This window comes from Pseudomonas sp. 21LCFQ010, assembly GCF_024129905.1.
In the GTDB taxonomy this organism is placed as follows: Bacteria; Pseudomonadota; Gammaproteobacteria; order Pseudomonadales; family Pseudomonadaceae; genus Aquipseudomonas.
In genome coordinates, this window is the sequence record NZ_JAMYDZ010000004.1 from 293,855 (window position 1) to 307,756 (window position 13,902).

Below are 13,902 nucleotides of genomic sequence, written 5' to 3' on the forward strand. Positions count from 1 at the left end.
GCTGCTCCTACGGGGCCCTGTGTTTACTGCGCGACAGCGCGACGCCGGGGCGACGGGTGATCTCCCGGCGAGCTGGCGTCGTAGCTGCTTTTTGAGCACGACACACATCCGCTGGAAAACCAGAAATCAGAAATTCGCCGGCGTGTTGGCGCTGATGATTTCGGCCTCGTCCTGACCGATGTTGCGAAACCGATGAGGCAAGGTGGTCGGGATGTAGTAGCCGTCACCGGGGCCGAGGGTGTGGATCTGGCCGTCAATGGTCAGCTCGATGGTGCCGCGGGTTACCAGGCCGCACTCTTCGCCTTCGGCATGCACGATCGGTTCGTCACCGGAGTCTGCGCCGGGCGCGTAGAGTTCGCGCAGCAGGCGCATTTGCCGCTCTGGCAGGGTGGCGCCGATCAACAGCAAACGCAGGCCGTCGCGGCCCAGGTCGGGCTGGTCACCGGCGCGGAACACATAACGCTCGTTGACCTGCCCCGGCGGCTGATCGAAGGTGAAGAACTCCGCCAGGCTCATGGGAATGCCTTCGAGCAGTTTTTTCAGTGAGCTGACCGAGGGGCTGACGCGGTTCTGCTCGATCAGCGAGATGGTCGCGTTGGTCACGCCGCTGCGTCTGGCGAGCTCGCGTTGTGACAGTTTGTGGCTTTCGCGAACCAGCTTGAGTCGTGCGCCTGTGTCCATAACCGCCTTTTCTGGAAACAATTGATCAAAGCCGGGTATTAAATCACGAATCCCCGGCTGCACCGCATCCTCATACCAGATTGCTCACCACCCGCAGTGCCAGGCCTTCATAGGCATCCAGATTGATGGTGAATTCGCCCTGCTCGGTCAGGTCGCCTTCGACCCGCTCGTTGATGATGTCGACCACCGGCCCAGGAATGATATCTGCCGGCAGGTGCAGGGTTTCGGTGATCGGCTGGTTGCTGAAGTTCAGCGCCGTGATCTGGGTGCCCTTGGCGGCGGGCAGTTCGTGGACCATAACCAGCAAGCCGGGGTGTTCGACATCGGGAATCAGAATCTGCTTGCTGGCCGCAATATCGTAGGCGCGGCGCACCGCGAGGATTTTTTTCAGTTGCGAAGCGAACGAGTCTGGCCGTTGCAATTGCTCGGCCAGGCTGCCGTACAAGGCCCGCGCCTTGGGCATCCCGCCCCGCGACTGCTCGGCCTCTGGGTCAAGGTCCACCAGGTCATAGGCGCCACGATGAATCCAGCGGGTATCGCCATCGCGCATCAGGTGTTCAACCTGTTCGGCGGCCAGCGGCAGCGCGCCGACCAGGTCCCAGCCTGACAGCGCGAATACGCCGGGCTGCATGGCATTGAACATCACCAGCAGCAGATGGATGTGCTGGATCTGGCGGATATCGTCCTCGGTAATGGTTTCCAGATCCCGAATGCCCAGCGCTGCGGTGATGATGCTCGCCGTGGTGCAGGACACACCGTTGGTGACGAACTTGAGGTTGTACGGCGCATGCTCACCCGCCAGGCGCTCATACATCTCTTCACGGATGTGCTCACGCAGGATGTTGCCCGGAAAGGTCTGGCCCTGATAGTGGTAGGTGTCGTGGGCGTGCAGGGTCCAGAAATGCACCAGCTCCAGAGTCAGCTCATCGTGGTTTTGCAAGGCATGAATCAGCGAGGCCGGGTCGATGCCGAACGCATGCACCTGGCGCAGCATCAGACGCAGGAATTCGGTACTGCCGGTCAGCAAGGCATGCTGGTAGGCCGGGCGGTTGATGAAGTCGTAAGACAGGTCGGCGCCGCCATGGGACATCGCCGCAATGTCATCGACGGTCAGGTTCAGCTCCTGAAAGCTGAAGCCGCCGGCCTTACGGATTGCGCCACCGAGCAATTGGTTACCGGTGATCGACAGCGGATGGCTTTCCGACCAGGCCCCGCCTTCAAGCTTGCGCTCCACCCCGAGAAAACCGTTGGCATCCAGCCGCAACACGCGCGCGCCCATCACATCGATGGCGTGCAGCGCATCGCCGATAATCATTTGCTGCGCGGCAAAGCTTGGGTCAAGCCAGTTCAGTGATGGCTGGCCCTCCTTGAAGTAGTGCAGGTACACCCAGCGGCGGGCCTTGCCGTCGACCCCGACCACCACATCAGTGGCACTCCAGTCGGTTTCCTTGACTCCCGGCTCGAAGAAGATCACCCGTTGTAACTGACCAACGATGTAATGCTTGTCACGTAACAGATCGACGGTTTCCGGCAGCAGGTTGACTGCATCACGGCCCTGAGGCACGTCGGGCAGCAACGGCCAGTCCTCTTCGCGTATTTCGACCATGTGGTAAAGGCCGGGATAATCCTCGTAGGCCATCTCGGCCAGCCGAAAGTCCGCGCCTTTGCCGGTGTGCGATGGAATCACATCATCGACCACCACGGCATTGTGCGCGGCGGCAATACGGCTGAGATTGAGCAATTGCGCTTCATCGCCCAGGTCCGGGTCGATACCGAAGCTGATACGGTCGAAGTTGCCATCGACACTCGGGGTGCGCTCATAACCCTGCAAGCCCCCCGACAACTTCAACGGCCCGTTATGCACGCCCTGAATACCGATCTCCGACAACGCCCGCCACAACGACTCATCGCCCAAGGCTTCAAGCACTGAACCGCCGTCGCGAGTGATCATCGAGGCCGGATAGGCGGTGAACCATACTGAAGCAATCGCCGTGGCGTCGCGTGGCCGGGCCTGGGCAAACGGCCGCTGCCAGAGCCGGCCCTGACCGCCATAGGTCTTGGCCCGTTGGCGTGCCGCATTGAGCATCGATTGGTCGACCAGCCAGTCCACATACTGCTTGTCCGGTTTCGTCATGGCGTCCATTGGTCCGTTCAAAGTGCTATGACCAGGGCCGTTGGCCCCATGAAATCTTGCCTACTGTGTATGAGCCCTGTCGGCAGTATTCGTTGCATCGGGTTTGTCAGACCGCGTCTGCCGTCTGCTTGCCGCGCGCCTGAAACACCGAAGACTTTTTCAACGCGTCGATCACCACTGTCGCCGCGCTGGACAGCAATGAGGTGGGCCGCGCCACCACGCTGATTCGCCGCGTGACCGGCACCGGCAAGGTCAGGTATTCAAGGCCGGGGTTGGGCACCGGCAATAGCGCACTGGGCAAGACGGTCAGGCAGTGGCCCTTGATCACCAGATCCAGCAACGTGTCCAGGCAGCTTAGTTCGCCGCGATGGCTCAGGCGTAACTGCGCGCTGGCCATCTGGCTGTGCAGCCGCTCCTGGCCGGGATGGCGCCAGGCGACATAGCGCACCGAGCGCGCCAGATCGCTCAAGGGCGGCGAGGTTTTACACAGGTGGCGGGCGATGACCAGCACGTAGTGGTCGGACCAGCGATGGTGTTCGATGTGCTGCTCGTCAAGCACGGTGCTGGGCAGAATCAGGATATCGGCCAGCTCACGCTGCAAGGGGTCAAGGCTGGGATGCGGGTCGTTGCTATGCAACACGCTCAACTGGATATCGGGGTAGTTGCGGGCGAGAAAATCCAGAGATGCGCCGAGGTTGGTCTCCTGGACATGGGTGCTGTAATGGATGGCTACACGGCCACTGACTCCATTTTTTTTAGCTGCTCCAGAGTCGCCAGCATATTGCTCAGGTTCTGGGTGATGATCTGCCCTTCCGGGGTCAGGGTGCAGCCGGTGCGGCTGCGAATGAACAGGCGTTTCTCGAAGTAGTCTTCGACTTCCTTGATGGCGTAGCTGATGTTCGACTGGCTGCAACCGAGGATAGCGGCGGCTTCCGAGAACGAGCCATGCTGCGCGACGGTTTGAACGATCTTGAAGAAATGGGTTTTCATGGTTCCTGCACTCTGCATGGCAAGGGGACGCAGGCCTGTAATCAGGCAATGGGTAAGGAAGCTGGCTGAGTGACCCGCGCCCCGGACGAAGTCGTGACAACGGCGAGCAGGCCAGAGCGTGCGAGCTTAATCCGCGAGAGTCTGTAGCAGATGGCGCGAGCTTGCCCGGCGGCGCCGGGCAGGAAGTGAGCGTTTCAGTCGTTCTCGGTCCAGTCGAAATCCATCTGCAGCGCAGTACGCTCGGCCAGGGCACGGTTGTGCAGACGCTCAACCAGGTGCAGGCTCATATCGATACCGGCAGAAATACCGGCCGAGGTAATGAACGCGCCTTCATCGACCCAGCGCAGGGTGCTGAGTACATCGACGGCAGGAAACATTTCCTTGAGGTCAGCGATATCTTCCCAATGGGTGGTAACCTGCCGACCGTTCAGCTTGCCCGTCTGTGCCAACAGAAATGCACCGGTACACACCGACGCCACCAGGCGGTTGGGAATCGCCTGATCGCTGATCCAGTTGATCACGTCTTTCTTTTCCAGCTCAGCGGTGATGACCCCGCCTGGCACGATCAGGCAATCCATGCCGGGGTGATCATGGATCGAGTAGTCCGGGTCGACCTTCAGCCCTGCCCTGGCACGCACCGGCGCGGTGCTGCGACCGACGGTGAACACGTTGAACAGCGGCTTGTCGTCGCGGCTGTTGCGGCTATGCATGCGGGTCGCGGTGGTAAACACTTCGTAGGGACCGGCAAAGTCCAGGACTTCGACGTCGTCGAACACGTAGATGCCGATATTGAGTGTCATGTGAGGCGGGCTCCCTTGGTAAAAACTGCACAGCAGTGACAGGGGCCAGATTACTGAGTAGCATCAGACGCAACTACTGTCGGTAACGCCAATATCCGGTCACATCGCGCCATGAAGAATCATCTCGTCGTCGCACTCATCTATAACCAGCTGTGCACCTTCGAATTCGGCTGCACGGTTGAGGTTTTCGCCCTCAAGCGCCCGGAGCTGGGCGTAACCTGGTACGAGTTCGCCACCTACGCCGTGGACGAAGGGCCGATCACCGCTGCTGGCGGTATCACCATCACGCCGACGGCGGGCGATGTGTTGCTGGAAAATGCCGACACCATCATCGTGCCCGGCTGGCGCGGGGTTGAGTCCGAAGTGCCACAAAAGCTCATCGACCAGTTGCAGGCCGCCCATGCGCGCGGCGCGCGGATCTGCTCGATCTGCACCGGCGCCTTCGTGCTGGCCGCTGCGGGCTTGCTCGACGGCCACCGGGTCACCACCCACTGGCGTTTTACCGACCTGCTGGCCAGCATGTACCCGGAACTGACCATCCAGCCCAACGAGCTGTATGTCGACGAAGAAAGCATCGTCACCGCTGCCGGCTCTGCGGCCGGCCTGGACATGATGCTGCACCTGGTGCGCAAGGACCACGGCGCCAAGGTCGCCAACATGGTCGCCCAGCGCATGGTCATCCCGCCACACCGCGAGGGTGGCCAGTCACAGTACGCCACCCGGCAACTGGTCAGCACCAGCGACGCGCCGATCTCCAACCTGATGGACTGGATCCGCAGCGACCTGCAACGCCCCATCACCATCAAAGACATGGCCGACAAAGCCGCGGTCAGCACCCGCACCCTGCACCGCAGCTTCATGGACTGCACCGGCCTGACCCCGTATGACTGGCTGTTGGGCGAGCGCGTGGCGTATGCCAAGGAACTGCTGGAGTCGTCGCGGGTGCGGCTCAGTGAAGTGGTGGAAAAGACCGGGTTTGGTTCGGAAGAGTCGTTCAGACGGCATTTTCGCAACCTGGTCGGGGTCAGCCCGACCAGTTACAGGAAGCAGTTTGCGCGGGCTTGAGGTTTAAACATAAAACTGTTCGGTAGACCGGTAGGGGGCTCCATGGGGCCCTGCAAGTTGTTCGGTTTGTCTGTGGGCATGCCATAGCCCTCGTTGGCTAGCGGAGCACTGGCCGACGACGCTCATCAAATCGGCGTATTAGCCACTACTGGAGTATCACGCGTACTCGGTGGGGGGTTGGCTTGCCGACGGGTGCGCGGTCCTTATCCCGGCAGGATTGGTTTCAGCAGCGATACCTTGGCCGGCCCACTTGGCCAGCACTTGCTCTTATCCCTCGTGTTTAGCTAACCTGCGCGCCGCTCGCCGCCAAATCGGTGAGTCGGGTTTGGCGACCTGAAAGGTAATTGGTAAAGCAGCGTTGCGTGACGACTGCGGGTTTTCTCGCGTCTATCGTCCGTGTTATGGCGTCTGTGCGTGGGAGACCTTCGGGTCTGCCGGGTTTACCTTTTACCTCGGTTCGCCAACCCGCGCACAGCCGCCACCCTTACTCGTTTGGCGACGGGTTTCAGGTGGCCTTTACGCTAAAAGGAAACTTGAATATGCATACGTTAGATCCCATGGCCCCGTGCCATGACCATTTCGAAGCCGTCCTCTTCTTCCGCCACCACCGTCTTCTGCGCGCCGTCTACCGCGATGCCCAGGCGTGGTTTTGTCTGCCCGATATCTCGCGACTGATGGGCGCCCGGCTGGATGAGCGGGCCACCGTCAAGCTTGATCCCGACCAGCGCCGCATGGGCTGGGTAGAGGCTCATGGCCGTCTGGAAAAGTGCGTACTGGTCAGCGAATCGGGCGTCTATGCCCTGCTGATTCACCACTACATCCCCGAGAACCGTTCCCTGCGCCAATGGCTGGCCCATGAAGTGCTGCCGCAACTGCGCCGCCTGGATTACGGCGCGGGTGACGAACCGTGCCTGACCCGCCTGAACTGGCTGGGCAGCTCGCTGCTGATGCTGCACTGGCGCGACAAGTCCTGGGTGCGTTGGGAAGATATGCCGCAGGTGCTGCCTCACCTGCCCGTCCGCAGCCCGGCTTATGGAACCGGGTGCTCGGGTCATTGCGGTCTGATGACCGTCGCTAAGCCCAATACTGTTCGGTGACACCCTGCATACCTCTGTGGGACCTTGGTAGCGAAGAGGCCGGTAATGTTCTTGCATCTATTGCAAATGTGCCGCCCTCTTCGTTGTGGTTCAGCACTCCGATAAACGGAGCGCCGAGCGGCCACTCTCTCCGGGTTGGCGGTTCAGCTCGATAGCGTCGCGTCGCCTCCCCAGCCAAATCAAACGCCATACCGAAACAAACCAGCGTTTTACGCTGTGCCCCCAGCTCGCTACGCAGCCATGCTGGAGTTGATCGACAATATGCGTCTTGCTGAAATTGTTAAGTCTCGGCAAGGTGAGCCTGCGGTAACCGTCGAGATTCACGATTTGATTGCTCAAGCCGCCAGTGATGCCGATGGTCGTCTTTGAGTTCAATATCAAAGTCTTCAAAGAGTCGAGCACGCTGGATGCAACAATCCACCAATACAGCGCTCAAAGCGCAAGACCGCCAGCCAAATCTGCAATATCCGCCGCAACATCCCCTGAGCAGGCAGCGCCCACCCGCATGCGGCGCAGCATCTGCCTGACGACCACCACTTCCCGGGCCACCACCGCTGACTCGTCGTAATGCTCGTCCAGTTCATGGTTCAGCAGGTCGACATTATTTAGCGCAGCATTGGCCGCCGCCTGTAAAAGCTCGGTGTCTGGCTCATGAGCGAACGACAGCAGATACCACAAGGCAATCATCAGGTTCTGGGCATAGGCACCCTCCTGCTGCGCATACTCGTCAGTGTCGGGAATCGCGGCATAGACTTCGCCAATGCCAAGCTCCACGCCCGCCGCACTTCCCGCAACAGCAACGCTGAGTTGACGCACAAACAGGTCCTGCAGGTTGCTTTGATAGCGCTGATCAAAGCTGCGCACCAACCTGAACTGACGGTACAGATAACTGGCTAACAAGCGCCTGGCCTGATCAGCGCTCAGTGCGCGAACCTCTTTATCGATCAGCGGATTTTCGAAAACCGGCTGCCATTGCATTCGCAGTATCCAGTGAGAAATGTATGACTCTGGGCTGGCGGCGCAGAGAGCCTGCGCCTTTGCCACGGGCGATCATGCCACAGACACAGCGCATCCGAGGTTAATCACCTACGCAAACTGGCTGGTATTCCCTCTGTAATCAGGCCGAGTCCTACCAAGTCTCTCCACTTCTCCTACAGCGCTCTGCGGACCTGAGCAGGCACTATCCAGCGCTCGCGCTTCACTGCTTTACCCTTGATGCCGCAGGACGCTCATGACCAGAAAATATGGAACCGCTCGCCAACGTTGCGCCAGTGAGTTCGACAAAAGACCACTGTCCGGAACCAGCCTGTGCCCGTTCAAAGGGCCGAACATTGCTATCGTCCCGGTACGTTACGCTCTGGACCGCTCGCGCTACGATCCGGCGCCCGAAGCCCTCAAGCCGCTGGCCAGAGCCGGTAAATGGGCACGCCTGCCGCCCCTGAAGAGCCGCAGCTACACACTGCGCCAACTGTACGATGGTTACGTGTACGTATACGACGAAACCGCCGGGACGCTACACGAATACCTCTACACGGCCAGCGATGCTCACCTTGCGCGTATCACCTGGACCCAAGCCCATCTGGGCCAGGATGAGCGTAGCGGCGCAGCCAACTCCCAGCCCTTCCTGCTTTACCCGCGTAACCACGTGCTACACATTGCCTATGCCCCCTTGCAATGGACCTGGCGTATCTGCGAGCACATGCGCTCGAACGCGGTCGGTCGCAGCCAGTGGATGAAACGCCTGGACCTGGGCAGCTACTGCATCACCCTGAACGAGCCTGACACGTTACCGCTCGCACAGCTTGCCAGTGCGGTAGCCGATATCGACCCTTGCAAGGTGAATGAGGACCTGCGCTTCAGCGACTCGGCACTTCCCAGCTCGCAGCCACCCTTTAACCGGCAAGACGGCAGTAGCCCTTGGGTGCCACTGGGCGCCGATGTGCATTGGCTGGGCAGTGTCGAGGACAAGGACAGCTCATTGCTGATCGCTCTGGATGCGCCGCTGTCCATACTCGAAGACCTCGGCATGCAATTATTGGCAGACCAGGCGGCTTACCAGAGCTGGCTGAGCCAACATGAACACAAGCTTCGCATGGCCAGCACGGTGAGTCAGCTATGCGGCGTCAGCGATGATACCGCCAGTCTGCCCGAGTCAGTTCGGGACGATCCGGCCCTCAGGCAACAATACCTGCTCGACGTGGAGGCCTACTTCAGGGAACGGCTCATCGACCAGGCATCACTGGCGGGCAGTGCTTCGACTTCAAGTTTTAGCCTGGTATCGGAAATCAAATCGGCACGGATGCACCGTGAACTGATTCAGCGTTACGGCAAGGTTCCTGACGACCAGTTGCAAGCCTGGCAAGCCCGAAAGAAGTGGCGCCGCGAGGTCGATCTCAAGGCTGCACGGCAGCACATCATGCAGCAGCAGCCAGAACATGACCGGTTATTGCGACAAGTCCAGAATACCCAGGCAGACATCAAGCAGTGGGCGATCCAGATCGGCCTGGAACCGCTGCGCCTGCACTGCGATACCGGTAATCCAAAGCACCTTTTACTCCTGCAGAACAGCTTTGAAGAGTTGCTGAGCATCCTTACGCAAAGCCAGGGAGCAAACGAATGGCTGGCCGATCAGGAGCAGAACGCCTCAACCTTGTTCGGCACCTTGCGATATGGCTTCTCCCCGGCCCTCAAGGAGGCGCTGCAGGCCGAAGCAGACAAACTGCTCAATGGCTTTAACGACCTGACCAACCTCGCCACCCGCCTCGGCGAGCTCAATACAGTGCTCAACCACCCGGACTTTGCCGATACCGCCTGGATGAAAGCGCTGCAGCAACCGGCCCGCGATACCTTCAACACCCTGCGCGAACTGGCCCGAGGCGCGGGCAAACAGACCGCCGAAGCCATTCTGATGGCCTGGCTGCCCATCGACAGCCAGCGGGCCATGGGTAAACGCAAGGATCTGCCAGCATTGCTGCGCAGCCTGCTGATCGGGCTGGTTCTGGGCAATGCCCCGCAACGGCTGGTGATCGATGCCCGGATAGGAAGCGAGGTCAGGACATGGCATGCCAACTGGAACAGATTAAACGCCAACCTGCGCACCCTGTATTCGCACTGGAACTCCCCGCAGGAACGTGGACAGCGCAAACATCTTTCAAGCCTGTTGCAACAGGAACGTGACCGGTTACGCGCTCACGAACTGAAATTACCGCTGATCATCGACTTTCAAGACAACCAGTACGCACGCCTGCTGCGCGACAAGATCCATGATTTCTTCCACTCCGGCAAAGACATTGCCAAACACTGGAATGCAGAGGCCAGGCGCTGGGTACAACAAACAGGATTGCACGGCTCAGGTATCGCATGGGGCGTGATCATGCTCAATTTCATCAACACCGCCCTGGTCTGGGAGGAGGTCAGCCGGGATGGACAGCTCAACAACAAAGACCTGGTCAAGGTGGGTTACAGCCTGGGCTACACACTGAATCTATTGATGGCGGTATATGTCGAGGCACCGTGGGAGGTTGTCAAGAACGCCAAGCCGGTGATGATTAACCGGAAAAACGTATCGATTCTGGAGCGGTCTGCGGCTTTCTGGAAAGCACAAGGCAATACGCATTGGAGCCATGCAATTAAAGAATTCAGATCACGTTTACTCATCATGGGTGCTCTGGGCATCGCTGCAGCATCTCTTGAGCTATGGGATCTGAACGATGATTACACGAATGCAAAATCAGACGAAGAAAGAGATGCCATTACAAAAAAAGCGAATGGCATTTACATGATGGGCGGCGGTGCAATTGCACATGCCCTTTCGGCAGTAACAATCGCAAGCAGACTTAGAATATCAGCCGCCTTTGTGATGGGCGGCTTATTTTCAGCCTTTATGTTTATAGGCGGCTTTATTTACCTACTTGGAAGCATTGCCCTTAACAAAACCAAACAGGACTCTGTCGGGTATTGGCTGAGGAAATGCACTTGGTCAATAACCCCAAAAGCTCAATACCCCGAAACGCCACAGGGTCATGCAGACGAACAACGTGCTTTTTATGAGATTCAACTGGCGCCTCGGGTACTCGTAAAAAGCACCCACGAAAGGACCTACATGGGCATGGCGGACTCGCATCTTAAACTTAAGAACGGGGCTTGGGTACAGATTCAGTTTCCGAGTGCTGTACGAGGCACCCTCGTTCTGTTTGAAGCCATGAGCAGCGGCAGACCCCTGCCACTCCTACCAATAAAACCCGGCAAGCATCCTATCAGAGAGACGTTTCAGGAAAATGGTCTATTTTATAATCTTGAACACTGGGACAAAGTTGACAACCATCAACCTGTATTCAAATACCCAATACTCCACTTCCCGTTACTGCCTGCCGATGATGACGTCATCTGGCAAACCTGGGTACCACTAGACGCAGAGGCGGACTTTCTAGAGTTACAGATCTGGTATCCCATTGACGCTTACCACCCATCCCCTGAGGACACTGGATACCTGTATCAAATGGAAATATCACCGCATTCCAATAGCGCCATTGACGGGCTGCTAAAACCTAAAACCTTAATGAAAGATACCTCTCGCTCGACCGCTCTGCCTCTGATCATTGCTCCCTGAAACCAAATATAATCACCCACTGACACACTCGAAAATGAAGTATGACTGATCATATATCAACCTCTGAAGCCACATTAAAAGACAATCAACCCCTCACAAGAATGACATGGTCAGACCGTCGTACTGACGCCCCACCGAACGAGAAAGCAAAGTTTGTCTTTACCTATTTTTTGGCGTGGCTAGCTCAATGTAGCTTTATAACCTGGGTTTTTATAGATAATCATGACGACACATTTCATCTATGGATAACCGGACTCATCGTCACTACAATTTGCTCATGTGCATTTGCCTACGAGATGCTTAGAAAAACACAATTCTCATACATCATCCACACCTCACACGGCGAAGAAACAAAGCAATTAAAACACTCTCCCCACACCCGCTTTTTCTTCAAAACCTTTGCAAATTTCGCCATCCTGACATTGATCGGCGCCGCCATCTACTTCATGTCTTTTTTACCCTTCCTCATTTTTTTCATCGTTTCCTTACCGACCCTAATGCGCCTGAAAAACTGGCAGCCACCCCCTGCCGAGCATCACACCAGCGAGCCTTGGTCGCAGTACCACTTGGTCACAGTGGACCGTAAATATTCAATCATCGTCCTGCATGTAGAGAACCCGACGGTGGGCTTCGAGACCCGCTTCCCCAACAAGGCATTGTTCGAGCAATACCTGACTTTTCTGCAAACGGTCCTGCCGCCCACCGCGCAATACACCGAGAAAGTCTGGGAGTGGTGATTAACGCCCGAAAGGCGACAGTGTGCGGCTTGAGCAGGTTCACGGCTGAAGCTGGTGAAGATCTGATCTGGCAAATATGGGTACCTAAGGTGGCTGACTCTAACGAAATCGATTGTGGAACCCAGAGGCGAGCTCAACCCTTGCGAACGTGACATTGGGTATCTTTATTAAATCAAAATTTAGTACACCGAAAATAGCGCTATCGACAGCATGAACGATAGCAACCTCCTCATAAAGAAGCGTCAATGTCGTCAGACAGCATTATCCATCTTCGTTGCACCAGAACACAACTCAACCTCACTCCACTTACCTCTTCGACCGACCGAGAAAACCGGCACTATGCAATACGTCCCAACCCCATCACCCCGACCACAACTGACTTTACTCGCCCCCACTCTAGAATGGTCAATGATAAGGACAGCGATCTCCCCTGCGGGCGTAAAGCAACTGGTGCTCATCCATAGCGTTTTTCTTCTGCTCGGTATGATATTTGTCGCCGCAGCTTTCTGGGATGACTATAACGAACACACAACACTTCTGCTCTACAGCTGCTTGGGGGTGGTTCTTATGTGCCTGCTGTCTGGCGCTTTGTTCACGCAGAAAACCAAGTTCACTTACAAGATTTGCGCCTGCCAAGGTACAGAATCCAAACAGCTTTACTTCCCAGCCAGCACCAAAAGCATTTTCAACTGGACTGTCAATATCGGTGCCTTACTTGCCGTTGGTGTCGCCATCTATACAGCGTCTTTTTTAACCTTGCTGATTGGAGCCGTATTTCTGGTGCCTCAGGGCCTGCGCCTGAAAAACTGGCAGCCACCGCCTGCCGAGCATTACACCGGTCTGCCTTGGTCGGAGTACAACTTCGTCACCGTAGACCGCAAATACGCGATCATCGTCGTGCATGTGGAAGACCCGACGGTGGGCTTCGAGACCCGCTTCCCCAACAAGGCATTGTTCGAGCAATACCTGACTTTTCTGCAAACGGTCCTGCCGCCCACCGCGCAATACACCGAGAAAATCTGGGAGTGGTGACAGCTCCAGTGACCACGCAGACTAATGCCCGAAACGCGATATTCCACGCCCCTACTTCGCAAGACAGGCGCTGGCGCGCTCCTTACGCTGGACACACCTTGCAGACACTCTGCCGCGCGCAAACGTCCATGTGTTCCTCCAGCCAAGAGTCCGCCATGACCAGCCAGACCGCTATTGCTGAGTTATCCAGCCCCAACCCGACCCGTGCCGATCGGTCGCGGCAGTTCACTGCTAATGCTGCACTGGCGCGACAAGTCCTGCGTGCATTGGGAAGACATGCCGGAGATTATTCCGGACGCGGCAGCACGCCTGAGCAGATTTTGGAACCGGATGCTGGCTTCGCTGAAGATTGGCACATGCTGACCGGTACAACTAGCCCGCCTCCAGCCGCAAAGATGTTTCGAATGCGGGCTGAGCCATTGAGCAACTGCAATGGTTCACGGTTGAAGCCATTCTTTCAACTTGACATCCTCCCCGCCCTAAAGGGCGGGGATTCCCACAACTGGACGCTCATGCCCGAGCGCGAGAATGTTTTTTGCGGCGTTGACGTCGCGGTCGTGGGTGACACCGCACCCACAACAAGTCCATTCCCTTATTCCAAGCCCTGCGATACCTCTCGGCCTCGAGTCCGGCAATTGCTTGCAGCTCGAACAGGTTTGGGTGGTGTTTCTCTCGCTGACAACCTTGAAAACCGTGCCTGCGTGATCGCATTTGTATTCCAGCATGGTTTTCAATTGGCCCCAGCCGGCGTCCAGTA

The 13,902-nt window shown here is 57.5% G+C and carries 13 protein-coding genes; 6 read left to right on the plus strand and 7 right to left on the minus strand.

Annotated features, from left to right (window positions below):
• Positions 1-126: 126 nt before the first annotated feature.
• From NJC38_RS07825 to NJC38_RS07845, 5 genes are all read right to left on the minus strand, one after another.
• Positions 127-681 (minus strand): cupin domain-containing protein, encoded by a 555-nt coding sequence (locus NJC38_RS07825; protein WP_045490757.1) that lies wholly within the window; start codon positions 679-681, stop codon positions 127-129.
• Positions 682-751: 70 nt separating this feature from the next.
• The gene (gene treS, locus NJC38_RS07830) at positions 752-2,815 is read right to left on the minus strand and encodes a maltose alpha-D-glucosyltransferase (RefSeq protein ID WP_253112974.1); all 2,064 of its coding nucleotides are present in this window, start codon (positions 2,813-2,815) and stop codon (positions 752-754) included.
• A 106-nt stretch (positions 2,816-2,921) separates the two neighbouring features.
• The gene (locus NJC38_RS07835) at positions 2,922-3,542 is read right to left on the minus strand and encodes a LysR substrate-binding domain-containing protein (protein WP_253113028.1); all 621 of its coding nucleotides are present in this window, start codon (positions 3,540-3,542) and stop codon (positions 2,922-2,924) included.
• A gap of 2 nt (positions 3,543-3,544) precedes the next feature.
• Entirely contained in the window at positions 3,545-3,805 is a 261-nt protein-coding gene (locus tag NJC38_RS07840; RefSeq protein WP_045490755.1) for a LysR family transcriptional regulator, read from the minus strand.
• A gap of 194 nt (positions 3,806-3,999) precedes the next feature.
• Positions 4,000-4,605, minus strand: a complete 606-nt coding sequence (locus NJC38_RS07845) for a DJ-1/PfpI family protein (protein ID WP_253112984.1) — start codon at positions 4,603-4,605, stop codon at positions 4,000-4,002.
• A gap of 111 nt (positions 4,606-4,716) precedes the next feature.
• Here NJC38_RS07845 and ftrA point away from each other — a divergent pair, with 111 nt between their 5' ends.
• The 3 genes from ftrA (at position 4,717) to NJC38_RS29020 (ending at position 7,136) form a co-directional block, all read left to right on the plus strand.
• Positions 4,717-5,670 (plus strand): transcriptional regulator FtrA, encoded by a 954-nt coding sequence (gene ftrA / locus NJC38_RS07850; RefSeq protein ID WP_253112986.1) that lies wholly within the window; start codon positions 4,717-4,719, stop codon positions 5,668-5,670.
• A 539-nt stretch (positions 5,671-6,209) separates the two neighbouring features.
• The gene (locus tag NJC38_RS07855) at positions 6,210-6,767 is read left to right on the plus strand and encodes a Bro-N domain-containing protein (protein ID WP_253112988.1); all 558 of its coding nucleotides are present in this window, start codon (positions 6,210-6,212) and stop codon (positions 6,765-6,767) included.
• Positions 6,768-7,007: 240 nt separating this feature from the next.
• Positions 7,008-7,136 carry a hypothetical protein gene (locus NJC38_RS29020; protein WP_290447164.1) on the plus strand — a complete coding sequence of 43 codons (129 nt, stop codon included), beginning with the start codon at positions 7,008-7,010 and terminating at the stop codon, positions 7,134-7,136.
• A 63-nt stretch (positions 7,137-7,199) separates the two neighbouring features.
• Here NJC38_RS29020 and NJC38_RS07860 read toward each other — a convergent pair whose 3' ends face one another.
• Positions 7,200-7,811 carry a hypothetical protein gene (locus NJC38_RS07860; RefSeq protein WP_253112991.1) on the minus strand — a complete coding sequence of 204 codons (612 nt, stop codon included), beginning with the start codon at positions 7,809-7,811 and terminating at the stop codon, positions 7,200-7,202.
• A 187-nt stretch (positions 7,812-7,998) separates the two neighbouring features.
• Here NJC38_RS07860 and NJC38_RS07865 point away from each other — a divergent pair, with 187 nt between their 5' ends.
• The 3 genes from NJC38_RS07865 (at position 7,999) to NJC38_RS07875 (ending at position 13,145) form a co-directional block, all read left to right on the plus strand.
• Entirely contained in the window at positions 7,999-11,376 is a 3,378-nt protein-coding gene (locus NJC38_RS07865) for a toxin VasX (RefSeq protein WP_253112994.1), read from the plus strand.
• A 41-nt stretch (positions 11,377-11,417) separates the two neighbouring features.
• Complete coding sequence (locus NJC38_RS07870; protein WP_253112997.1) at positions 11,418-12,113, plus strand: hypothetical protein; 696 nt, start codon at positions 11,418-11,420, stop codon at positions 12,111-12,113.
• A 210-nt stretch (positions 12,114-12,323) separates the two neighbouring features.
• The gene (locus NJC38_RS07875) at positions 12,324-13,145 is read left to right on the plus strand and encodes a hypothetical protein (RefSeq protein WP_253113000.1); all 822 of its coding nucleotides are present in this window, start codon (positions 12,324-12,326) and stop codon (positions 13,143-13,145) included.
• A gap of 479 nt (positions 13,146-13,624) precedes the next feature.
• Here NJC38_RS07875 and NJC38_RS07880 read toward each other — a convergent pair whose 3' ends face one another.
• Positions 13,625-13,870: a transposase gene (locus NJC38_RS07880; RefSeq protein ID WP_253113042.1), complete on the minus strand. Its 246-nt coding sequence runs from the start codon at positions 13,868-13,870 to the stop codon at positions 13,625-13,627.
• Positions 13,871-13,902 lie beyond the last annotated feature (32 nt).